The 22,510-nt window shown below is 68.9% G+C and carries 15 protein-coding genes and 3 pseudogenes; 13 read left to right on the top strand and 5 right to left on the bottom strand.

Translation table 11 applies throughout. The annotated features are described in order from the left end of the window. Positions 1-174: 174 nt before the first annotated feature. A pseudogene (locus ABTZ94_RS12225) lies at positions 175-1,344 on the bottom strand (cation transporting ATPase C-terminal domain-containing protein); the annotation flags it as partial. 127 nt (positions 1,345-1,471) lie between these two features. After that, positions 1,472-1,609 carry a hypothetical protein gene (locus tag ABTZ94_RS12220; RefSeq protein WP_351200145.1) on the bottom strand — a complete coding sequence of 46 codons (138 nt, stop codon included), beginning with the start codon at positions 1,607-1,609 and terminating at the stop codon, positions 1,472-1,474. 110 nt (positions 1,610-1,719) lie between these two features. On the opposite strand from ABTZ94_RS12220, the gene ABTZ94_RS12215 reads away from it, so the two are divergent. From ABTZ94_RS12215 to ABTZ94_RS12190, 6 genes are all read left to right on the top strand, one after another. After that, the gene (locus tag ABTZ94_RS12215; RefSeq protein ID WP_351200143.1) at positions 1,720-3,018 is read left to right on the top strand and encodes a DUF4192 domain-containing protein; all 1,299 of its coding nucleotides are present in this window, start codon (positions 1,720-1,722) and stop codon (positions 3,016-3,018) included. Between the two features lie 420 nt (positions 3,019-3,438). After that, positions 3,439-4,203: an NUDIX hydrolase gene (locus ABTZ94_RS12210; protein WP_266357133.1), complete on the top strand. Its 765-nt coding sequence runs from the start codon at positions 3,439-3,441 to the stop codon at positions 4,201-4,203. Between the two features lie 112 nt (positions 4,204-4,315). Continuing rightward, a complete protein-coding gene (locus tag ABTZ94_RS12205; RefSeq protein ID WP_351200140.1) occupies positions 4,316-6,067 on the top strand; it encodes an ATP-binding cassette domain-containing protein in 1,752 nt (583 codons plus the stop codon). A gap of 160 nt (positions 6,068-6,227) precedes the next feature. Further along, complete coding sequence (locus tag ABTZ94_RS12200) at positions 6,228-7,115, top strand: FadR/GntR family transcriptional regulator (RefSeq protein WP_351200138.1); 888 nt, start codon at positions 6,228-6,230, stop codon at positions 7,113-7,115. Between the two features lie 324 nt (positions 7,116-7,439). Then, complete coding sequence (locus ABTZ94_RS12195) at positions 7,440-8,990, top strand: RNA polymerase sigma factor (RefSeq protein WP_351200137.1); 1,551 nt, start codon at positions 7,440-7,442, stop codon at positions 8,988-8,990. Between the two features lie 132 nt (positions 8,991-9,122). Next, positions 9,123-9,953, top strand: coding sequence for a S1 family peptidase (locus ABTZ94_RS12190; RefSeq protein WP_351200135.1), 831 nt, complete (start codon positions 9,123-9,125; stop codon positions 9,951-9,953). Between the two features lie 102 nt (positions 9,954-10,055). Here ABTZ94_RS12190 and ABTZ94_RS12185 read toward each other — a convergent pair whose 3' ends face one another. After that, positions 10,056-10,289 carry a DUF7455 domain-containing protein gene (locus ABTZ94_RS12185; RefSeq protein WP_024489001.1) on the bottom strand — a complete coding sequence of 78 codons (234 nt, stop codon included), beginning with the start codon at positions 10,287-10,289 and terminating at the stop codon, positions 10,056-10,058. A gap of 434 nt (positions 10,290-10,723) precedes the next feature. On the opposite strand from ABTZ94_RS12185, the gene ABTZ94_RS12180 reads away from it, so the two are divergent. The 5 genes and pseudogenes from ABTZ94_RS12180 (at position 10,724) to ABTZ94_RS12160 (ending at position 16,134) form a co-directional block, all read left to right on the top strand. Next, positions 10,724-12,844 carry a DNA gyrase/topoisomerase IV subunit B gene (locus tag ABTZ94_RS12180; protein WP_351200133.1) on the top strand — a complete coding sequence of 707 codons (2,121 nt, stop codon included), beginning with the start codon at positions 10,724-10,726 and terminating at the stop codon, positions 12,842-12,844. A gap of 631 nt (positions 12,845-13,475) precedes the next feature. Further along, positions 13,476-13,604, top strand: a pseudogene (locus ABTZ94_RS37825) (histidine kinase); the annotation flags it as partial. Then, positions 13,598-13,971, top strand: a pseudogene (locus ABTZ94_RS12170) (helix-turn-helix domain-containing protein); the annotation flags it as partial. The pseudogenes ABTZ94_RS37825 and ABTZ94_RS12170, both read left to right, overlap by 7 nt. Before the next feature lie 130 nt (positions 13,972-14,101). After that, on the top strand, positions 14,102-14,545 hold the full coding sequence (locus tag ABTZ94_RS12165) for a DUF485 domain-containing protein (RefSeq protein ID WP_351200151.1): 444 nt from the start codon (positions 14,102-14,104) through the stop codon (positions 14,543-14,545). Next, positions 14,542-16,134, top strand: a complete 1,593-nt coding sequence (locus ABTZ94_RS12160; RefSeq protein ID WP_351200132.1) for a monocarboxylic acid transporter — start codon at positions 14,542-14,544, stop codon at positions 16,132-16,134. Before ABTZ94_RS12165 ends, ABTZ94_RS12160 begins: the two co-directional genes overlap by 4 nt. Here ABTZ94_RS12160 and ABTZ94_RS12155 read toward each other — a convergent pair. After that, positions 16,131-17,489 carry a citrate/2-methylcitrate synthase gene (locus tag ABTZ94_RS12155; RefSeq protein WP_351200130.1) on the bottom strand — a complete coding sequence of 453 codons (1,359 nt, stop codon included), beginning with the start codon at positions 17,487-17,489 and terminating at the stop codon, positions 16,131-16,133. The genes ABTZ94_RS12160 and ABTZ94_RS12155 overlap by 4 nt on opposite strands. Before the next feature lie 109 nt (positions 17,490-17,598). On the opposite strand from ABTZ94_RS12155, the gene ABTZ94_RS12150 reads away from it, so the two are divergent. Together ABTZ94_RS12150 and ABTZ94_RS12145 are read left to right on the top strand one after the other, a co-directional pair. Next, positions 17,599-18,759, top strand: coding sequence for a citrate synthase/methylcitrate synthase (locus ABTZ94_RS12150; RefSeq protein ID WP_502967229.1), 1,161 nt, complete (start codon positions 17,599-17,601; stop codon positions 18,757-18,759). A gap of 21 nt (positions 18,760-18,780) precedes the next feature. Further along, a complete protein-coding gene (locus tag ABTZ94_RS12145; RefSeq protein WP_351200126.1) occupies positions 18,781-19,914 on the top strand; it encodes a CobW family GTP-binding protein in 1,134 nt (377 codons plus the stop codon). Between the two features lie 29 nt (positions 19,915-19,943). On the opposite strand, the gene ABTZ94_RS12140 is transcribed toward ABTZ94_RS12145, so the two are convergent. Then, positions 19,944-22,394, bottom strand: a complete 2,451-nt coding sequence (locus ABTZ94_RS12140) for a DNA gyrase/topoisomerase IV subunit A (RefSeq protein WP_351200123.1) — start codon at positions 22,392-22,394, stop codon at positions 19,944-19,946. Positions 22,395-22,510 lie beyond the last annotated feature (116 nt).

The raw sequence follows: 22,510 nt of genomic DNA, 5'->3' as shown, positions 1-22,510 counted from the left end.
TTCAGGCGTGTGACCTCGATGAACGTGGCGATATGAAGCTCTCGCTCCCCGACTACCTTCCGCGACCGCGTCCAGGCCGTCGTCCTCGCCCGCGAGACCGGACTGGTCAGCCCCGCGGAGCGCCGGATCGCGAGGGTGGGCGCCGACGACTGGATGATGAGCGGTGAACGAGACTCATGACTCGGTGCCTTCGGGCCGGCGACGCCGTCCGTAACGTGTCCTGATGACCACGAGGGCAGCCGCGTACAGAGCGAGGACGGCAGCGAGCAGCGGGTAGTAGAGGACCGGCAGCGGCGTCATGCTGAGCAGCGGGCCGAGCGGGGAGACCGGGAGCAGCAGGCCGACGACGGCGAGCGCGATCGCGGCCCAGCCGACCGCGCCCGGTGCCCGGCCCCGCGCGCTGCGGCGACCGAGCCGCAGGAGCAGCATCACCAGCGCTTGCGTGAGCAGGTTCTCCGTGAACCAGCCGGAGTGGAACGCCGCCTCGTCGTCCCCCGTGCCGGGCCCGTCGAGGGCGAATGCGAGGACGGCGAAGGTGGCCAGGTCGGCGACCGCGTTGAGCACACCGAAACCGGTGATGAAGCGCAGGAGGTTGCCCGGCCGCAGCGCGGTGGGCCGCTCCAGGACATCCGGCGCGGGCCGGTCGTAGGTGTACGCGAGCTGGGCCGTGTCGAAGCACACAGACGTCCAGGATCGCCTCGTCGAGGGCGTCCGGCGCAGGCAGGTCGGCGAGCTGAAGAGTCCACCAGGCGTTCACGGCGGCCCAGTCCAGCACCTGGGGGGCGTCCCGGCCGTCCCCGTCGAAGGCACGGTCGACGACCGGCCGGTCCTGGGTGAGAGTGCCGGTCTTGTCCAGGCACAGCACGTCGACGGCGCCGAGGTCATGCAGCGCGGGCAGCCGCTTCACGATCACGCCGTGGGTACGGGCCAGCAGTGACGCTCCGCGGGCCAGACACGTGGTGACGATGACCGGCAGCATCTCCGGAGTCAGTCCGACCGCCACGGCAACGGCGAACGGCAGCGTCTCCAGACCGCGGTCGCGCAGCGCCGCGTTCGCCATCAGCACCAGCGGCGGGGTGAGCAACATGAACCGGATCAGGACCCAGGAGATGCCACGCACGGAACGGTCGAAGCGCTCGTCTCGCGGCGCCCAAGCTCCTGCTGTCCGCAGGCGAACAGCGTGTGGGCCCCGGTGGCCACGACCACGGTGGTGCCGCTGCCGGAGGCGACGTCGCTGCCCTGGAAACACAGCTGCGGCTGCCCGAAGATCCCGCCCTCGGCCGAACCCGGCACATCGACAGGGTACTTGGCTACTGGTGCCGATTCTCCCGTCAGCGCCGCCTTGTCGTCCCCGCACCGTGCCGCTCAAGTCCAGGGGCGCGGCCCGGCCGTCCGTGTTCCTTCAGGGCGCCCGCCCCGCTGCTGTCCAGCGCTGCGACGAGGACGGCCGGGCGCGTGCGGGATCAACCTGTCAGTCTTCCTCGTAGTAGTTGTTGACGATCACGTCGGGTTCGTCGTCACTGAACGCTTCGTTCAGCAGGGCGCCCCCGACCAGTCCGGCCGCAGCACCGGGACGGGCTCGCGGCCGTCGGCTGCGCGCATTGGTCATGACCCCATGCAATCTGATGGCTACGACAAACCGCGAACGGCCTCGGACCCCTGTGGATAAAGTTATCCACAGGGGTCGCGGAATCTGGCCTCCCGCGGGACGGTCGTGCCATGAACCAGCACCACGAATCCACCGGTCCGGCCGACGAGCAGCAGATCACCCTGCGGGGGCCTGCCGAACTCGCCGATGCCCTTCCCTATCTCATGGGGTTCCACCCGAACGACAGCGTGGTCATGGTCGCCCTGCACGGCGGCCGCGGCCGCTTCGGCGGGCGACTCAGGCTCGGCATCCCGCAGTCACCTCAAGAATGGCCGCCCGTTGCCGAGCAGCTTGCCGAGTGCCTGATCAAGGGGAGCGAGCGGCGTGGGGAGCGCCCTGACGCGATCGTTATCTTCCTCTGCCAGGATCCTGCCGAAGGCGAGAGCGGCAGTCAGATCATGGAGCGACTGAGGCCCTTTGCCCAGCGTCTGCGTACGGCCTGCGGTGCGCTCGACGTACCTGTGCTCGAAGCGCTCTGCATCTCTGACGGCCGGTACTGGTCGTACTGCTGCCCGGACGGGCGTTGCTGCCCGACCGAAGGGAACCAGCTGGCTCTGCCCGGCACCTCGGTGATGGCAGCCGCCGCTGCTTACGCGGGCATTCAAGTGCGTGGAACGCTTCGGGAGATGGAGGCCCGGCTTGCTCCCCTGAACACGAAGGCGGCTGCAGAGCAGCAACGGGCGCTTGACTCGGCCGGGGCCGAGCTGGTGCCGAAGATCCTCGACGGGGTGGGACGCAAAGACGTGGCCCGAGACACCTTGGGGCTTGCCCGAAGGCTCATGAAACGCCTCAGGGAGGCGCCGGTGCCGGTGCCCTCCACGTCGGACATCAATGACGACCGGCTGATCAGTCATGACGAGGCCGCTGCGGTGATCCTCGGTCTGCAGGACCGGGAAACCCGCGACAAGGCCGCGGAATGGATGGAAGGGCCCGAAGCCGATTCCGCCCTGCGGCTCTGGCGGGCGCTGTCCCGTCGCTGCGTCGCACCGTACGAAGAGCACGCCGCGGCGCCGCTGACCCTGGCCGGCTGGGTCTCCTGGTCGACGGGCGATGAGCCGGGCGCACGGGTTGCGCTGGGTCTCGCCCTGCGGGTGGATCCCGGGTACACCTTTGCTCAACTTCTCCATGAGGCGTGCAACCAAGGCCTTGATCCGGAGACGCTGCGCCGCTGTCTGCGGGGGGAGCGCAGTGCCCGGACGGGCCGTCGCGGCCACCGTACGGACCGGAGCACGCGGCCCCGCACGGCACGCCCGACCGCCGCGCGACGAAGGAAGACCCCATCCGGCTCCGCCCGCCCCGAAACGGCCGCTACCCGGCGCAGGCCCGGGCAAGCCTCCCCCAGCCGTCGCGGGTCCAGGAGCGGTCGATGACTCCCGTGCCTCGTCGCCCCGGCCCAGCGGCTCTCCCCGCCTGACGGGGCCCGCCGAGCCCGGGTTGTCGTCGTCGACGGCCCTCGCCGGAGGCTGTGAGGCGGCCTGGGTGCTGCGGCGGTACGCGGTGTGGGCGGCCGGCGCTCCGTATGACACGGGCTTGAGGGGGGACACGGCCCGCTGCGGTGAAGCCGGTGCCGACCGAAGGTGGCTGCGGAGCGCCCCTTGTGCCGCAGGGGATGGCCAGCAGGAGTCGCCATGGTACGAGGACTCTGTGATCTCCAGGGCGTCGGCGGCCGGCGCCCGGAGATTCCCGGCCGGTGAGCAAGCCTGGGCCCCAGCGAGGAATCCGGCGTCATGACGGACGAAGAGCACGGCGAAGGGAGTGTTTATCGTCAGGCAGACGACTATGATCACGGCATGCCGCCCTACGACCCGTCGACCTTCCCGCCCTTCGCTGTCACCGTCGACCTGGTCGTGCTCACGGTGCGCCGTCATGCGCTCTGCGCGCTGGTGGTGCGCCGCGGTGAGCCGCCGTTCCAGGGCCGATGGGCGCTGCCCGGCGGGTTCGTCAAAGCCGATGAGGATCTCGGAGCCGCAGCAGCGCGCGAGCTCGTCGAGGAGACCGGCCTGTGTGCCCAGGATCCGGCAGCCCCAGCGGTCGGCAACGGTGCCCATCTCGAACAGCTCGCCACCTACGGCGACCCCGGGCGGGACCCCCGGATGAGGGTCGTCAGCGTCGCTCACCTCGCTCTGGCCCCCGATCTTCCGGCCCCCCGGGCAGGTGGCGATGCGAACAGTGCGCGTTGGGCGCCCGTCGAGGATCTGCTCGGACCGGAGGGTGGCTTCGGCCATGAGGGCGAAAACCAGGCCCCGCTGGCCTTCGATCATGCGCAGATCCTTGCCGACGGCGTCGAACGGGCGCGCTCCAAGATCGAGTACTCCTCTCTGGCCACCGCTTTCTGCCCGCCGGCTTTCACGGTCGGCGAGCTTCGGAGGGTGTACGAGGCGGTGTGGGGCGTCGTTCTCGACCCGCGGAACTTTCACCGCAAGGTGACAGGCACGCCCGGCTTCCTGGTGCCTGCCGGCGGGACGACGACTCGGCAGGGAGGCCGCCCTGCCCAGCTCTTCCGGGCCGGTGCGGCTACGGTGCTCAACCCGCCGATGCTGAGGCCAGAGGTCTGACCTCGCGGAACGCCCGCGAGGTCGATGCTGCGCAAAAAGTCGAATATGTCGCGTTATCTTGCTGCGGTACCCGCCCTGTCGCCGAGCGGTCTCACCTTCCGCGAGAGAAGCGATGCTCCAGGCCATCGGACTCACCAGCACCCGTCGTCGCGGCCTTCCGGCCGCCGTGGACGATCTCACCTTCGACGCCCGGCCCGGCCGCGTCACCGCACTTCTGGGTGCCCCCGGCCCGGGCAAGACCGCAGCCCTCCGCCTGATGCTCGAACTCGACTCGGGGCGGGGGGTTACCTACTTCCGGGGCAGACCACTGCACCGCATCCCGCACCCCGCGCGTGAGGTGGGCGTACTCCTCGGGGACGTGCCAGGTCACCCCGCCCGCGGCCAGCTCCGCATGCTCTGCGCCGCCGCTGGTGTACCGGCGTCCCGGGCCGACGAGCTGCTCGAGGCCGTCGGCCTTGCCGGACTCCGGGACCAGCGCATCGGCACACTCTCGCTCGGCATGGACCGCCTGCTCGCCCTCGCTTGTGCCCTGCTCGGCGACCCGCACACGCTCATCCTCGACGACCCCACAGAAGGTCTCTCTCCGCGCGAGGAGTGCTGGTTGCACGAGCTGCTGCAGACCCATGCCGCCCAGGGCGGGACCGTTCTGTACACCACGACCGATCCCAAGGAGGCCGCGCGGGCTGCCGACCATGTGGTCACCATCGACGGCGGACGTCTCGTCGCCGACCAGAGCCTCAGGGACTTCTCCCGGACCCGACTTCGCCCCTGGGTCGCGGTCCGTACCCCGCACGCAGCCCGTCTTGCCGCCGTCGTCAGCCGCGAGGCCCGAGCGGCCAGGCGCTCGGTCGAGGTGGTCACCGAAGCGAGCAGCCTCCTCTCCGTGTGCGGCTCCACCTGCGCGGAGATCGGCGACGCGGCATTCCGGCACGGGCTCCCGGTGCACCGACTCGCCGACGAGGTCGGCGACACCGGTCCCACACAACCTGCAGATCCCGCAGATCCCGCCGTCGGCGAAGGCGAAGGGCGAGCCGAGCCGCGACCGGCCGCGCAGGCGGCCGGCTCGGAACTGCCGCCGCCGATCCGCCGCCGCCCGCCCCGCGGCCCGTTCCACCCGCTGCGATACGAACTGCGCCGCCTCCTCGGTGTCAGAACAACAGCCGTGATCATGGCTGCTGTTCTGGCAGCCTCGGTCGGGCTCTCCGTCCTCCTCGCCCGCTCCGGTCATGCTCAGCTGCCGAAGGTGTTGGCGGCGTGGCCCTCGCTGCTGCCATTGCCGCCGGCAGCGGTCGGGGCCGGACTGCTCGGCGCCCTCTCGTTCGGTGACGAGTTCCGCTACCCCGCGCTCGCGGCGGGCCGAGGGACCGTCCCCAGCCGCCTGGGCTTGCTCCTTGCCAAGCTGGTGGTGTCAGCGGGCGTCGCCCTGATGCTTGCGCTGGCTGTCGTGCTGGCTTCCGCCGAAGCCCTTCATCTTGTGTACGGCAACGGTTTGATCAAGGTTCCACCGAATTCGGTGTATCTGGGCACGAGTTGGGCGGGACTGGCCGTGGGCTGTGCCTGGGTGGGCCTCCTGGCCGCCGGAGTCTTCAGAGTGACGGCGGCCGGTGTCACTGCTGTACTGGCCGTTCCTGTGCTCGTTGTGCCGATCGTCCAGAGCTTGCTGACGGGTTTGGCCTCTCGCTGGGTCGTCGGGCTTCCGGCCAGGCTCCGCGAGCTGGTGTGGCCGCGCTGGCTGCAGGAGACGGATCGATGGGTGGCAGCTGTCGTGCGCGTGGTGGCACACCCGGTGGGGGCTGCGTTGTCGTTGTCGGTCCTGATCTGTGCGTATCTGTTCACTGGCCTTCGTGGCAGGGTTCGTTGGTGACCGCAGGGCGGTGGCGGATGGCTCCGAGCCTCACAACTTCCTTGAAGTTGCCCGATTTCCACCAATAAGGCGTCAATTGGGGGGTGGGTGCCGATCACCCTTTCGTGTGCTTTTCACCAAAGACCTCAAGGGGCGGCTGGGCTGCGCCGACAAAGGATGCGTGAGTACCCTTGCGCACACCATGATGACCGCCGCCCGCTCCGCCGATTCCGGCCTCGCCGGCCCGGGTGAACTCGACCGCTACCCGTATGCGGAGACGCCGGCCGGCGAGCGTGCCGCTCTTCGCTCCTGGGACGGCCCCGATGTCGAGCTCGGCCGGGCGAGCCGGCGGGGCTCGGCCAGCCGGGGCCGTGGCCTCCACGGCCAACTCGTTCAGCAGCTGGGCCAGATGATCGTCTCCGGTGATCTGGGCGCCGACCGCCCCCTCGTGCCGGAAGAGATCGGTCAGCGTTTCGAGGTCTCCCGCACTGTCGTACGCGAATCGCTGCGCGTTCTGGAGGCCAAGGGCCTGGTCAGTGCCCGACCCAACGTGGGTACCCGGGTTCGCCCTGTCAGTGACTGGAATCTGCTGGACCCCGACATCATCGAATGGCGTGCCTTCGGCCCTCAGCGCGAGGACCAGCGCCGCGAGCTGGGGGAGCTCCGGTGGACGATCGAGCCGCTCGCTGCCCGTCTCGCCGCAGGTCACGGCCGCGAGGACATTCAGCAGCGCCTCGGTGACATGGTCGAGATCATGGGGCACGCGCTCGGGCAGGGTGATGGGATCACCTGCTCCCGGGCCGACGCGGAGTTCCACTCCCTGCTCATCCAGGCGGCGGGCAATCGCATGCTTGAGCACCTTTCCGGCATCGTCTCCGCGGCCCTGCAGGTCTCGGGCGGCCCCGTCACGGGCTGCGACCGCCCCGGCGAGACATCCCTCGGCCACCATGCCCGGATTGTCGATGCCCTCGCATCCGGTGACTCGGCGGGTGCCGAAGCCGCCATGCGTCAACTGCTCGTCGTCCACCCCGAGGTGGAGCGGGTGGTGCCGGCGCCCCGCGAGCACTGAGCGCAGCACGGCCAGGGTGTACGAACCACGTGTCGCCGGGCCTCGGCGGTCCGGCGGCACAATTGTGGGGGGATCGCACCTCTGGTCACGTTCGTCGCAAATGAGGTGTGACTCGGGCCACGCGGATTGGGCGTAACACTCCTCGAAACAGTGCGATGACTTAAGAGGTGACCGCCGCGGAAGGAATACAGCAGCCGTTCAGTGCGCTGTGCAGTTCTGAGGCCAAACCCGCGCCGTCGGTACATTCCCAGCCCGACGGTCGTCGGCTCCAGCCCTCTCCAGGGCCGGGCCGGAAGCCGTTTCCATCGTTCCGAGAGGTTGTTCGTGTCGGCCAGCACATCCCGTACGCTCCCGCCGGAGATCGCCGAGTCCGAGTCTGTGATGGCGCTCATCGAGCGGGGAAAGGCTGATGGGCAGATCGCCGGCGATGACGTGCGTCGGGCCTTCGAGGCTGACCAGATTCCGCCAACCCAGTGGAAGAATGTTCTGCGCAGCCTCAACCAGATCCTCGAGGAAGAGGGTGTGACGCTGATGGTCAGTGCCGCGGAGCCGTCAAAGCGTGCCCGCAAGAGCGTCGCAGCAAAGAGCCCGGTCAAGCGCACCGCCACCAAGACTGTCGCGGCCAAGACGACCGTGACCAGGACCGTCGCGGCCACTGCCGCCCCGTCGGCAGAGACCGTGGACGTGGTGGCCGACGACGCTGCCGCGGCCGGCCCTGCGAAGAAGGCAGCAGCCAAGAAGACGGCTGCCAAGAAGACCGCCGTGAAGAAGACGGCGGCCAAGAAGACAGCAGCGAAGAAGTCCGGAAAGCAGGACGACGAGCTCCTCGACGGCGACGAGGCGGCCGAGGAAGTAGTAAAGGCCGGCAAGGGCGAGGAAGAGGAGGGCGAGGGCGAGAACAAGGGCTTCGTCCTCTCCGACGACGACGAGGACGACGCACCTGCGCAGCAGGTCGCCGTCGCCGGCGCCACCGCCGACCCGGTCAAGGACTACCTGAAGCAGATCGGCAAGGTTCCCCTCCTCAACGCCGAACAGGAGGTCGAGCTCGCCAAGCGCATCGAGGCCGGTCTGTTCGCCGAGGACAAGCTGGCGAACTCCGACAAGCTCGCGCCGAAGCTCAAGCGCGAGCTGGAGATCATCGCCGAGGACGGCCGCCGCGCCAAGAACCACCTGCTGGAGGCCAACCTCCGTCTCGTGGTTTCGCTGGCCAAGCGCTACACAGGCCGCGGCATGCTCTTCCTGGACCTCATCCAGGAGGGCAACCTCGGTCTGATCCGTGCCGTCGAGAAGTTCGACTACACCAAGGGCTACAAGTTCTCCACGTACGCCACATGGTGGATCCGTCAGGCGATCACGCGCGCCATGGCCGACCAGGCCCGCACCATCCGCATCCCGGTGCACATGGTCGAGGTCATCAACAAGCTCGCCCGCGTGCAGCGTCAGATGCTCCAGGACCTGGGCCGCGAGCCCACGCCGGAGGAGCTGGCCAAGGAACTCGACATGACCCCCGAGAAGGTCATCGAGGTCCAGAAGTACGGTCGTGAGCCGATCTCCCTCCACACCCCGCTGGGTGAGGACGGGGACAGTGAGTTCGGTGACCTGATCGAGGACTCCGAGGCGGTCGTCCCGGCCGACGCAGTCAGCTTCACGCTCCTTCAGGAGCAGCTGCACTCGGTGCTCGATACGCTCTCCGAGCGTGAGGCCGGCGTGGTCTCGATGCGCTTCGGCCTCACCGACGGACAGCCGAAGACGCTGGACGAGATCGGCAAGGTCTACGGCGTGACGCGCGAGCGCATCCGTCAGATCGAGTCGAAGACCATGTCGAAGCTGCGCCACCCGTCGCGTTCGCAGGTGCTGCGCGACTACCTCGACTAGGTCGTAGGAGTACACAGGCCGAGGGCCCGGATTCCGTGGAGGAGCCGGGCCCTCGGCCTATCTGCGGGTGCGGTCGGCGACGGGTCGGATGACTCTGGGTAGGTATGGTTCACCACAGAGTCAGGAGTGCGCATGTCCCGTACAGTCTTCCGCGCCATGACCAGGGTGTTCGCCCTGATGGCCGTCACGGCTGCAATACCGCTTGGATCCCCCGCTCCGGCTGTTGCGCACAGCGTCGTCATCGGTGGCCAGCCCGCACAGGTCAAGGACAGCCCCTGGGTTGTGGCACTGTCCAGTCGCGACCGGTTCGGAGAGACGCGCGCCGGGCAGTTCTGCGGCGGTGTCGTGGTGGCGCCGCAGAAGGTACTGACCGCCGCACACTGCCTGGGTCGGGAGGCGCTCGGCGTCGATGTCGGCGAGGTGCACGACCTGCGGGTCATCTCCGGCCGGGACGTCCTGCGCGGCACGGGAGGGCAGGAGACACCGGTACGGGCGGTGTGGAGCAATCCGGCGTTCGACCCCGCCACGAACGCGGGGGACCTGGCGGTACTTACTCTGGCCGACGCGCTGCCCGCGAAGAGCGTGATCCCGATGGCTCAATCCGGTGACGCGGCATACGAGCCGGGTACCGGCGCCGTCGTCTACGGGTGGGGTGACACGACCGGCAACAGCGACTATGCGTCGTCGCTCCACTCCACCGCAGTGAGTATCCTGCCGGACAATCTGTGCCGGCAGGCCTACCCCGGCGGCACGGACGGCGTGTACGACGCCTCAGCGATGCTCTGCGCGGGCGAACTGCTGGGCGGGCACGATGCATGCCAGGGCGACAGCGGCGGGCCGCTGGTGGTCCGTGGGCGGCTTATCGGGCTGGTGTCCTGGGGGGATGGCTGCGGCCGTGTCGGGAGCCCCGGCGTGTACACGCGGATCTCCGCTGCGATCGGCTGGATGCGGGGCGGTAGCTGAACGAAATCACTGCGTAGATACGAGAGCGGGCGGCTCCCTCTGGGGGGAGCCGCCCGCCGTCAGGTCTGGGACCTGACCCTGGCTCGTCGTGGATGCGAGGTGTCAGTGTTGTTCCTCTTCGGCGGCTTGGGCCTGCACGGCCGTCAGCCGGTCCGTCTCATCCTGTATTTCCGCGGCGATCTTCTTGAGTTCCGGCTCGAACTTGCGACCATGGTGGGCGCAGAAGAGCAGTTCACCGCCGCTGATGAGAACGACGCGCAGGTATGCCTGGGCGCCGCAACGGTCACAGCGGTCTGCTGCGGTCAGCGGGCTCGCGGGGGTCAGAACAGTAGTCACGTCGCCTCTTCTCTAGCTCGACGAGCTGTCGTACCAGGGTCAACATCCAACCAGGCCGAAAACGTTCCCGCTCGTGGCTTTTCTTCGAAACTTCTTCTCAAGATGGCTGTCTGTTGCCGGTTGGCGGCGAATGTGCCGTATTGCGTAGCGCTACGGTTTCGCGTTGCTTGTCTTGGTGGATCCTCCCGGCCGGCTTGCCGGTTTGTTCATGAGGACGTGCCCGGAGCCTAAATGGTTCATGCCTGGAAGGGAACGTGATGTGCGCGTCACTCCTACGAGGGATCGAACGTGTATGCGAGGCTGGACTAGTGTGAGGGTTCTCGGAGGGTGGCGTTACAACCGCTCTACCAGGCCTCGGTACCCTCTCAGCGGCGACCGAAGCCGAGCCCGTTACCCACTGGGCCCCAAATGAAATTCAGCGAGGAGCGAACCGCGTGACCGCCGATATGTCCGTGCCGTCCACTGCGCTGCTGACCGGAGCAGACCGAGACGGTTCCAACTACACCGCGCGGCACCTGCTCGTACTCGAGGGGCTCGAAGCGGTTCGCAAACGTCCCGGGATGTACATCGGGTCCACCGACAGCCGCGGCCTCATGCACTGCCTCTGGGAGATCATCGACAACTCCGTCGACGAGGCCCTCGGCGGTTACTGCGACCACATCGAGGTCATCCTCCACGAGGACAACTCCGTCGAGGTCCGGGACAACGGCCGGGGCATCCCCGTCGACGTGGAGCCCAAGACCGGACTGTCCGGCGTCGAGGTCGTCATGACCAAGCTGCACGCCGGCGGTAAGTTCGGCGGCGGCTCGTACGCCGCGTCCGGTGGTCTGCACGGTGTGGGAGCCTCCGTGGTCAACGCGCTCTCCGCCCGGCTCGACGTCGAGGTCGACCGCAACAGCGCGACGCACTCGATCAGCTTCCGGCGCGGGGTGCCGGGCATCTTCACGGAGCAGGGCCCGGACAGCCCGTTCGGCCCGGCCAACGGCCTCCGCAAGGGGAAGCGGGTCCCGAAGACGCGCACCGGCACCAGGGTGCGCTACTGGGCCGACCGGCAGATCTTCCTCAAGGACGCCAAGCTGGGCCTGGAGACGCTCTACCAGCGGGCCCGGCAGACGGCATTCCTCGTCCCCGGACTCACCATCGTCGTACGCGACGAACGCGGTCTCGACGGTGAAGGCAAGACCGAGGAGACGTTCCGCTTCGACGGCGGAATCAGTGAATTCTGCGACTACCTGGCCCAGGACAAGGCCGTCTGCGACGTGCTGCGGCTGACCGGGCACGGCACCTTCAAGGAGACCGTGCCGGTCCTGGACGAGCGCGGGCACATGACGGCGACCGAGGTCACGCGTGAGCTGGCCGTCGACATCGCCATGCGCTGGGGCACGGGATACGACACCAACCTCAAGTCCTTCGTCAACATCATTGCCACCCCCAAGGGCGGCACACATGTGAGCGGGTTCGAACGCTCCGTGACCAAGACGGTCAACGAGGTGCTCCGCTCCGCGAAGCTCCTGCGGGTCGCCGAGGACGACATCGTCAAGGACGACGCCCTGGAGGGGCTCACCGCAGTCGTCACCGTACGGCTGGCGGAGCCGCAGTTCGAGGGTCAGACCAAGGAGGTCCTCGGCACCTCGGCGGCCAACCGGATCGTCGCCAATGTCGTCGCCAAGGAACTCAAGGCATTCCTGACCTCCACCAAGCGTGATGCCAAGGCGCAGGCCAGGGCGGTCCTGGACAAGGCGGTCGCCGCCGCGCGCACGCGTATCGCGGCCCGGCAGCACAAGGACGCGCAGCGTCGTAAGACGGCGCTGGAGTCCTCCTCGCTGCCCGCCAAGCTCGCGGACTGCCGCAGCGACGACGTGGACCGCAGCGAGCTCTTCATCGTGGAGGGGGACTCCGCGCTCGGCACGGCCAAGCTCGCCCGGAACAGTGAGTTCCAGGCGTTGCTGCCGATCCGGGGCAAGATCCTCAATGTCCAGAAGGCGTCCGTCTCGGACATGCTGAAGAACGCCGAGTGCGGCGCGATCATCCAGGTCATAGGGGCCGGTTCCGGGCGGACCTTCGACATCGACGCCGCCCGCTACGGCAAGATCGTCCTCCTGGTGGACGCCGATGTCGACGGCGCGCACATCCGCATCCTGCTGCTCACGCTCTTCCAGCGGTACATGCGGCCCATGGTCGAGGCGGGACGAGTCTTCGCCGCTGTGCCCCCGCTCCACCGGATCGAGCTGGTCCAGCCGAAGAAGGGCCAGGACAAGTACATCTACACGTACTCCGACGGCGAGCTGCGCCAGACGCTGCTGGAGCTGCAGCGCAAGAATGTCCGGTACAAGGACTCGATCCAGCGGTACAAGGGGCTGGGTGAGATGGACGCCGACCAGCTGGCCGAGACCACGATGGATCCGCGCCACCGGACACTGCGGCGGATCAACATCGGCGACCTCGAATCATCCGAACAGGTCTTCGATCTGCTGATGGGCAACGAGGTCGCGCCCCGCAAGGAATTCATCACCAGCTCGGCCGCCACCCTTGACCGCTCGCGCATCGACGCCTGAGCGACGCCGTCTCCACCCCTGGGTGGAGACGGCGACTGTACCCAGGATCAACCCCTGAGCCGATCCCCCTGACCTGGTCGTTTCCGTAGCGTGGAAGGGGTTCGACCTTCCCGTATCTCGAAGACAGCATGTCCGGGCTCGTCAATGTCCTGGTGATCGTCGCCGTCATCGCTACGGGGCTGCCGCGCTGACGGGCGTACATCATGAAGCGCCGCACACATGTGCCGGCGGACGGTTCGGGCCTTGGAAGGTCTCGCTCGGGCTGGTGGGCGTTCTGGGCTGTGCGGTTGCCGCGTGGGCGTTCTTCAGGACCAGCCTGGAACACCGGCCACGGCCGTCGCGGGGACTTCAGGCGCCGCATGGTGGCGGCTTTCGGGGTGCGCCAGGCCGGGCGCCGGCGTGATCCTTTGGTGCGGCTGCGCGGTCGCCGCGCTGGAGAGGCTGCCGCTCGCGGCGGGCCTCCCGGGCACGACCGTCGCACTCGGCGCGTAGCCGCTGTCAGCACCGACGGCGGGCTGACCACGGCCATGACCACAGCGGGTCCTTCCCCGGCGGGCTACGTGATCAGATTGGACGCCGAGGCCCGCGGCAGCGCCCAGAGACTCCTCGCGCAGGAGCGGGCGGCCCGCACGTGCCGGAGGCCGAGACGGCTGCCCTGGACGAGCGGGCCAGGGTCGCCCGGGAGATCCACGATGTGCTCGCCCACCGCCTCTCGGCGCAGCTGGTACATCCGGAGGCGGCGCGGCTGCTGATCGAGTGGGAGCCCGCAGGAGACTTCCGGGACCGGGTACTCGAGCGGGTGGTGGCGGCACGCTCCATGGCGGACTATCGCCTTCCGTGCGGCGCGGTCTGCTGGAGCGCGTCACCACGCAGCCCCCGCCGCCCGGCCCGGCCCCCGAGTCTCAGCCGCCCGACGGCATGACGCCACGTGAGCTGGAAGTGCTGGTCCTGATCGCGGAAGGGCTGTCCGACCTGGAGATCGCCCGCAGGCCGCACATTTCGCAGGCCACCGTGAAAAGCCACATCAACAACCTCTCGATAGGGCCGGAGTACGCGACCGAGCGCAGGCCGTTCGTTGTGCGTACGTTCGGTACCTCGCACAGTCGCCCGGGTCGACCTTCACCTGAAGTGGTGAAGACCGGCGAATGAATGCCCGGGATCTTCCCGATCTGCCCATTCTTGGGTACGCGGCCGAAGTGGTCCGTGGACAAGGGGAGTTGTTCGGTGGAGAAGGAAGCAGGGCACGAGGCCGCAGTGATGCGACTCGACGACCCGTGGGGCGATGTGCCGGCCTCCGGATGGGGCGAGCTGGACGGTGCGGGGAGCTTCACTCCCGCCGGACCACCTGGGCCCGCTGACCCGCGCTGCGGCCACAGTGCGGCCGACATTTATATGGAGGTGCAGCGCAGTGAGGCCTTCCAGGAAGTGCGCCGTCGGTACCGGCGGTTCGTCATCCCCGCCACCCTCGCCTTCCTCGTCTGGTATCTCGCCTACGTCGTCGCCGCGATCACCGCACCCGGGCTGATGGCCCGTCCGGTGGCCGGAGCGGTCAATGTCGCGATGGTCGTGGGTCTCGGGCAGTTCCTCACGACGTTCCTTCTCACCGGGGCGTACGCACGTCACGCACGACTGCGCAGGGACCGGGCCGCACTCGATCTGCGCTGGCAGACACAGGAGATGACACGGGGGATCGGGCGTTGAACGGGAACCACCAGACCCTGGCGCTCCTGCTGTTCAGCGCCTTCATCGCAGTGACGCTCGCCATCACCACCTGGGTGAGCCGCAACCGGCACGGCTCGGCCGAGGAGTTCTATGCGGGCGGCCGGCTGTTCTCCCCCATGGAGAACGGTTTCGCCATCGCCGGCGACTACATGTCGGCCGCGTCCTTCCTCGGCATCTCCGGTCTGATCGCCCTCTTCGGCTACGACGGCATGCTCTACTCGGTCGGGTTCCTCGTCGCCTGGCTCGTCGTCCTGCTGCTGGTCGCCGAACTGGTCCGCAACTGCGGCCGGTTCACACTCGCCGACGTGGTGGCGGCGCGGATGGCGGAGCGCCCGGTCCGGATCGCCGCAGGCACCTCGTCCGTCACCGTCTCCGTGCTCTATCTGGTGGCACAGATGGTGGGTGCGGGCAGCTTGGTGGCCCTGCTCCTCGGCGGTACGAGCGGCGCCGTCCGTTCCTGGACCGTCATCGGTGTCGGGGCGCTCATGGTGATCTACGTATCGCTCGGCGGGATGCGCGCCACCACCTGGATTCAGGTCGTCAAGGCCGTTCTGCTGATGGCGGGAGCGGTCGTGCTCACCGTGCTCGTCCTGGTCCACTTCCATGGCAACTTCAACGCCCTGCTCAACTCCGCCGCCGAACGGAGCGGGCACGGAAGCCGGTTTCTCTCGCCCGGCCTCCGGTACGGCGGAACCTGGACGGCACGCATCGACTTCATCAGCCTGGGCCTGGCACTGGTACTCGGTACGGCGGGGCTGCCGCACATCCTGTCGCGCTTTTACACCGTGCCCACCGCCCGTGCGGCCCGCCGTTCGGTCGTCTGGTCCATCGGGCTCATCGGCAGCTTCTACCTGATGACGATCGCGCTCGGATTCGGGGCGGCGGCACTGGTCGGGTCGGCCGAGGTACGGGCGTCGAATCCCGCGGGGAACACCGCGGTTCCGCTGCTGGCCCTGGTGCTCGGCGGTGGCGAGGGGACCACTGGGGGAACGATTCTGTTCGCCGTAGTCGCCGCCGTCGCCTTCGCGACCATCCTCGCCGTCGTTGCGGGGATCACCCTCGCCTCGTCCGCCTCTGTGGCCCATGACCTCTACGCCTCGCTCAGACGGCCGGGCTCCAAGCAGTACAGCGAGGTCACCGTGGCCCGGGTCGCCGCAGCCGGGGTCGGAGTGGCCGCCATCGCGCTCGGTCTGGTCGCCCAGGACCTGAATGTGGCGTTCCTGGTGGGGCTCGCCTTCGCCGTCGCGGCTTCGGCCAACCTCCCGGTGCTGCTGTACTCCCTGTTCTGGCGGAACTTCACCACCCGCGGGGCGGTCTGGTCGGTCTACGGCGGGCTGATCCCCGCCGTGCTGCTCGTGCTGCTCTCCCCGGTCGTCTCCGGCAGCCCCACCTCGCTCTTCCCCGGCGCCGACTTCCAGCTCTTCCCCCTGGAGAACCCGGGCCTGGTCTCCATCCCGCTGGGCTTCCTGGCCGGCTGGATCGGAACGGTCACGTCCACCGAGCCGCCGGACGGCGCCAAACATGCGGAGACCGAGGTCCGTGCGCTGACCGGGGCAGGCGCGGTCTAGGTGTAGTGCCCCTCCCGGCAAGCTTTGCCCCGTCGCGCCGCCTGCGGCGGTTTGCCCATGGCGGTGGGCAGCGGCTGAGGGGGGCGGGGGCCTCGGTACTGGCCACTGGGGCGCATACGCAGCGGCCGTTCCCCGTACTCCTCCAGTGCATGCGCGATCCAGCCCGCCGTGCGCGACACCGCGAACACCGTCTCGCCCGCCTCCGCGGCCATGCCCGAGGAGACCGACAGCACGGCGAGCGCCAGGTCGACATTGGCGTGCAGGGGCGCGTGTCGGGGGGTCGTGGCGACCACGTCGCGGGCTGCGGCGAGGGCGGGAGCCGCCTGGGGGATGTCCGCGAGCAGGGCAAACAGCGTCTGAGCCCGCGGGTCCTCGAAGGTGTAGAGGCGATGGCCGAGCCCCGGGACCCTGCGTCCGGTACGGAGATGGTCCGCCACCACCGGGACCGCGCTGCCCCGCTCCAGCACCTCGGTCAGCATCCGGTGCGCCAGACCGCTCGCGGCCCCGTGCAACGGGCCCTCCAGGACCCCGAGGCCCGCGGAGACCACCGCGTACGGATGAGCATGGGCGGATGCGGCGACCCTGGCGGCCAGTGTCGATGCCGCGAGATCGTGGTCGATCAGCAGGGCGAGAGCGGCGTCCAGCACGGCGATTGACGCCTCGTCGGCCGGCTGGGCGGTGAGCTTTGGCCACAGCCGCCGCGCCAACGCGGCTCCGCTCCCGTCCGCCCCCTCCCCGCCTCCGTCACCCGTCGAAGGCGCGCCCGAGGCCGGAGGCAGCGCTCCGACCAGCGTCGGAATCAGGCTCCGTGCACCGGCAAGCACTGCCTCGCGTGAGAGGTCGAAGCGGAGCGGATCGGCGGTCGCCGCGGCGATCACGGCCACCCGCAGCCTGTCCGTCGAGCCGCTGTGCGCGGGCAGCGCGTCGACTGCCCGGCGCGCCGCGGCCAGTGCCTCGGCGGGTGCCGTGAAGCGGATGCCGGGCCGCAGGGCGCCGGTCCAGAGCCACTCGGCTACCTCCTCGTAGGAGTACTGCTTGGCCAGCTCGGTCGCGTCGACGCCACGGAAGTAGTAGCGGTCGCTCTCGATGAGTGTGATGCCGGTACGGAAGACCAGATCACCGGTGGCGGGGGAGGGCTCCCGGCGGCTTGTGCGCCGGGCCAGTGCGTCGACCTCCGCGGCGTCGAACGTGCTGCCGCGTCCGCCGGCAGCGCGCCTGCTGCTCAGCTGGCCCCGGCTGACATAGGCGTACACCGTCTCGGGCTTGACGCCGAGACGCTCGGCCGTCTCCCGGGTGCTGAGTCGCCGCGGGGCCGTCGCACCGGGACCGTCACCGGGTGCTGCTTGATCCTTCATGTCGCCAACCGTATCCATATTGATTCAATCAACATTGACAGATTGAAGTCAACCATAGATGGTCGAATCAATATTGATGTGATCCACCGGGACGCCCACGGAGGAAAAGATGCCGGCCATGACCAGCGGAACGCCGCTCGACGTACCCCGAGGACTCGCGGGAGTCGTCGTCACCGACACGGCCATCGGTGATGTCCGCGGGCGCGAGGGCTTCTACCACTACCGGCAGTACTCGGCGATCGAACTGGCACAGACCCGCAGCTTCGAGGACGTCTGGTACCTGATGTTCGAGGGCATGCTGCCCGATGCCGCAGCCCGTGCCGAATTCGCCGCCCGCACCGCCGCACTGCGCCGACTGCCCGCAGAAATACGCGAGGCCCTGCCCGCCCTGGCCCGCGCCGGGGCCGTCTCCGGACCCCTGGCCGGCCTGCGCACCGCCCTCTCGCTCCTCGGCGCCTCGGCCGGCTTCCGACCGGTCTACGACGTCGACGCCGACCGGCGCCGCAGCGATGCCCTGGCCGCCTGCGCCTCCGTCCCCACTGTGCTCACGGCCCTGCACCGGCTCGGCCAGGGCCTCGAACCGGTCGAGCCGCGCGACGATCTGCCCTACGCGGCCAACTACCTCTACATGCTCACCGGTTCCGTACCGGACGCCGCACGTGTCAGGGCCGTGGAGCAGTATCTGATCTCCACCATCGACCACGGCTTCAACGCCTCGACCTTCACCGGCCGCGTCGTCGCCTCCACAGGCGCCGATGTCGCGGCCTGTCTGGTGGCGGCCGTCGGCGCGCTCTCCGGACCGCTGCACGGCGGAGCGCCCAGCCGCGCCCTCGACACCCTGGACGCCATCGGCACCCCCGACCGCATCGACGGCTGGATCCGCGAACGGGTGCTCGCGGGCGAGCGGATCATGGGCTTCGGGCACCCCGTCTACCGCACCGAGGACCCCCGTTCACGCATGCTGCGGGGCATCGCCCAGGGCTTCGGCGGCCCGCTCGTCGACTTCGCCGTCGAGGTCGAGCGGCAGGTCGAGGCGATCCTCGCCGAGCTCAAGCCGGGCCGTGAGCTGCACACCAACGTGGAGTTCTACGCCGGAGTCGTCATGGAGCTGTGCGGACTGCCGCGCGAGATGTTCACGCCGACGTTCTGTGCGGCGCGGGTGGTCGGCTGGAGCGCCAATATCCTGGAGCAGGCGGAGGACTCGAAGATCATCCGCCCGGCGGCCCGTTACGTCGGTACGCCCCCGCCGCAGCCGGTCCCGGCGCTCTGACGTCCCCGAGGAAGGTTCCCGTTGAACCCGTCGTCCCCGCCCCGCAAGCAGCAGATCCCGGTCATCGTCCTTGCGGGGTTCCTGGGATCCGGCAAGACGACACTGCTCAACCACCTCCTCCGTAACCGTGCGGGAAACCGGATCGGCGTGATCGTCAACGACTTCGGCTCCATCGAGATCGACGCCATGACGGTCTCGGGGCAGGTCGGCTCGACGGTCTCGCTGGGCAACGGATGCCTGTGCTGCGCGGTCGACGCGAGCGAACTCGACACTTTCCTGGAGACGCTGACCCGGCCCGCCACCCGCCTCGACGTGATCGTCATCGAGGCCAGCGGACTGGCGGAGCCGCAGGAGCTCGTGCGCATGCTCCTGGCCAGCGGCAATCCGCACATCGTGTACGGGGGACTGGTTGAGGTCGTCGATGTCGCAGAGTTCGACGCCACCCGCCGGCGCCACCCGGAGATCGACCGCCATCTTGCTGTCGCCGATCTTGTCGTGCTCAACAAGACCGACCGGGTCGGGAGCGAGGAACAGGCCCGTATCCGGGACGTCGTCGCTGCGGCAGGTGCCCCGGCCGGCGACGCACCGGCGGGTGGCGGCGCGGCTGCCGTCGTCTGCGTCACGTACGGACGCATCGACCCCGAGCTGCTCTTCGACCCGGCGCTGCGGCCGGACGGTGAGGAGAAGGCGCGCCAGCTCACCTTCGAAGACCTGCTCCTGGCGGAGCGGGCCGAGGAAGAGGCCGGCGCCGGACACGACCACCATCTGCATGCCGCGTACGAGAGCGTGTCCTTCACCGCGGACGTACCCATGAACCCCCGCCGATCGATGGAGTTCCTCGACTCCAGGCCGCAGGGTCTCTACCGGATCAAGGGATTCGTCGACTTCGGCGCGGGCGACCGCGGCAACAAGTACGTCCTGCACGCGGTCGGCAGGTTCCTGCGGTTCGACCCGCAGCCGTGGACACGCGACGAACCGCGCCGCACCCAGCTGGTGCTGATCGGCTCAGGCATTGATCCGGAGCAGCTGCACAAGGAGCTGGCCGACTGCCGCGAGATCGCCGCGCCGACGCCTGACACGACGCAGGACGCCGCACATGAGCGAAGCATGTGGGGCGTCCTGCGGTACGTACAACGGCCGGACGACGACGCGTAGCGGCAGGCCACCCGCCGTCGGGCGACTGCCTACACCGGTCCCGCGATCACCGCGACCGGCTTGGCCAGCGGCGTCCCCGAACCGTCACGCCGCGGGTCGGGGTCCGGCAGCTCGGTCGGCGTGCCGTTCTTCTGGGCGGCCCGGGCAGGCGTCGCGCCCGCCCAGCCGAACACCAGAACGTCCTCGCCCTTGAGGAACCGCTGACAGCGCACCCCGCCGGTGGCCCGGCCCTTGCGTGGATACTGGTCGAACGGGGTGAGCTTGGACGTCAGCGCCGAGTCGTCCAGCGTGCCGTGCGAGCCCGCCACCGTGAACACCACGGCGTCCGCCGCCGGATCCACCACGGTGAACGAGATCACCTCGGCGTCCGCCGCGAGCTTGATCCCCGCCATGCCTCCCGCGGGCCGGCCCTGCGGCCGCACCTGAGCCGCCGGGTAGCGCAGCAGCTGCGCGTCGGATGTGATGAAGACCAGGTCCTCCTCACCCGTACGCAGTTCGGCCGCGCCGACGATCCGGTCACCGTCCCTGAGGGTGATGACCTCCAGCTCGTCCTTGTTGGCCGGGTAGTCCGGCACCACCCGCTTGACGACACCGTGAAGGGTGCCGATCGCCAGGCCGGGGGAGGCCTCGTCGAGCGTGGTGAGGCAGATGACCTCCTCGTCGCTCTCCAGCGTGAGGAACTCGGAAACCATCGCGCCGCCCGAAAGGTTGGGCGCCGCATGGGTGTCCGGCAGCTGGGGCAGATCGATCACCGCGAGCCGCAGCAGCCGCCCCGTGGACGTCACCGCGCCCACATCGCCCCGGGCTGTCGCCGGCACGGCCGACACGATCACATCGTGCTTGGCACGCCTGGCGTCCTCGGCGAAGACGATCGGATCGTCATGGGCGGTACGGGCGAGCAGGCCGGTCGAGGACAGCAGCACCCGGCACGGGTCGTCCGCGACCTCCAGCGGCACCGAGGCGACCTGCGAACCAGCCGACTCCAGCAGCACCGTACGCCGGTCGGTGCCGAACTTCTTGGCGACCGCGGCCAGTTCGGAGGAGACGAGCTTGCGCAGCTCGGTGTCCGATTCGAGGATGATGGTCAGCTTGTCGATCTCGGTGTTGAGCCGGTCCCGCTCGCTCTCCAGCTCGATCCGGTCGAACCGGGTCAGCCGGCGCAACGGAGTGTCCAGGATGTACTGCGTCTGGGTCTCGCTCAGCGAGAAGTGCTCGATGAGCCGCTCCTTCGCCTGCGCCGAGTTGTCGCTGGACCGGATGAGACGGATGACCTCGTCGATGTCGATCAGCGCGACGAGCAGACCCTCGACCAGATGCAGCCGGTCGCGACGCTTGCCGCGGCGGAACTCGCTGCGCCGGCGCACCACGTCGAAGCGGTGGTCGAGATAGACCTCGAGGAGCTCCTTGAGGCCCAGCGTGAGCGGCTGCCCGTCGACCAGCGCCACATTGTTGATACCGAAGGAATCCTCCATCGGCGTCAGCTTGTAGAGCTGCTCCAGCACGGCCTCCGGCACGAAACCGTTCTTCACCTCGATGACCAGGCGCAGGCCGTGCTCGCGGTCGGTCAGGTCCTTCACGTCCGCGATGCCCTGGAGCTTCTTCGCCGAGACAAGATCCTTGATCTTGGCGATCACCTTCTCCGGGCCGACGGCGAAGGGCAGTTCGGTGACGACCAGACCCTTGCGACGCGCCGTCACATTCTCCACGGCGACGGTCGCACGGATCTTGAACGTGCCGCGCCCGCCGGCGTATGCATCCTTGATGCCGCCCAGGCCCACGATTCGGCCACCCGTCGGCAGATCGGGACCGGGGACGAACCGCATCAGGGTCTCCAGGTCCGCCTCCGGATGCTTGATCAGGTGACGGGCGGCGGCGATGACCTCGCCCAGGTTGTGCGGCGGCATATTGGTGGCCATGCCGACCGCGATCCCGGACGACCCGTTGACCAGGAGGTTCGGGTACGCGGCCGGGAGAACGGTCGGCTCCTGCTCCTGGCCGTCGTAATTCGACTGGAAAGCGACGGTGTCCTCGTCGATCGACTCCGTCATCAGTGACGTCGCGTCGGCCATCCGGCACTCGGTGTACCGCATGGCGGCCGGCGGGTCGTCGTTTCCGAGCGAGCCGAAGTTGCCGTGGCCGTCGACCAGGGGGAGCCGCATGGAGAACGGCTGCGCCAGACGGACCAGTGCGTCGTAGATCGACGCATCGCCGTGCGGGTGCAACTTGCCCATGACCTCGCCGACGACACGGGCGCACTTCACATAGCCGCGGTCGGGGCGCAGGCCCATCTCGTTCATCTGATACACGATGCGGCGGTGCACCGGCTTCATGCCGTCACGGGCATCCGGCAGGGCCCGTGAGTAGATCACCGAGTACGCGTACTCAAGGAAGGAGCCCTGCATTTCGTCGACGACGTCGATGTCGAGGATCTTCTCCTCGAAGTCGTCCGGCGGCGGGGTCTTCGTGCTGCGGCGGGCCATCGCTGCTGCGACTCCTTCACGGATTCTGTTCGGGCAACCTCAGGTTCTGACGCGGACCATTGTGGACCGCCGCACTGACATCGCCGACCTCGCCCCGTCCCAAGAGCCGTTTCCGA

It is taken from the genome of Streptomyces sp. NPDC002785 (genome assembly GCF_040295565.1).
Taxonomy (GTDB): Bacteria; Actinomycetota; Actinomycetes; order Streptomycetales; family Streptomycetaceae; genus Streptomyces.
The sequence above is the reverse complement of the archived record's forward strand: the minus strand, read 5'-3'. Positions and strand labels throughout refer to the sequence as shown.

Bases quoted from the DNA above. Each gene is read 5' to 3' on its own strand.
- ABTZ94_RS12220 (WP_351200145.1), bottom strand. From the start codon at position 1,609: ATGACCAATGCGCGCAGCCGACGGCCGCGAGCCCGTCCCGGTGCTGCG.
- ABTZ94_RS12215 (WP_351200143.1), top strand. From the start codon at position 1,720: ATGAACCAGCACCACGAATCCACCGGTCCGGCCGACGAGCAGCAGATC.
- ABTZ94_RS12210 (WP_266357133.1), top strand. From the start codon at position 3,439: ATGCCGCCCTACGACCCGTCGACCTTCCCGCCCTTCGCTGTCACCGTC.
- ABTZ94_RS12205 (WP_351200140.1), top strand. From the start codon at position 4,316: ATGCTCCAGGCCATCGGACTCACCAGCACCCGTCGTCGCGGCCTTCCG.
- ABTZ94_RS12190 (WP_351200135.1), top strand. From the start codon at position 9,123: ATGTCCCGTACAGTCTTCCGCGCCATGACCAGGGTGTTCGCCCTGATG.
- ABTZ94_RS12165 (WP_351200151.1), top strand. From the start codon at position 14,102: ATGCGACTCGACGACCCGTGGGGCGATGTGCCGGCCTCCGGATGGGGC.
- ABTZ94_RS12155 (WP_351200130.1), bottom strand. From the start codon at position 17,489: ATGAAGGATCAAGCAGCACCCGGTGACGGTCCCGGTGCGACGGCCCCG.
- ABTZ94_RS12150 (WP_502967229.1), top strand. From the start codon at position 17,599: ATGCCGGCCATGACCAGCGGAACGCCGCTCGACGTACCCCGAGGACTC.
- ABTZ94_RS12140 (WP_351200123.1), bottom strand. From the start codon at position 22,394: ATGGCCCGCCGCAGCACGAAGACCCCGCCGCCGGACGACTTCGAGGAG.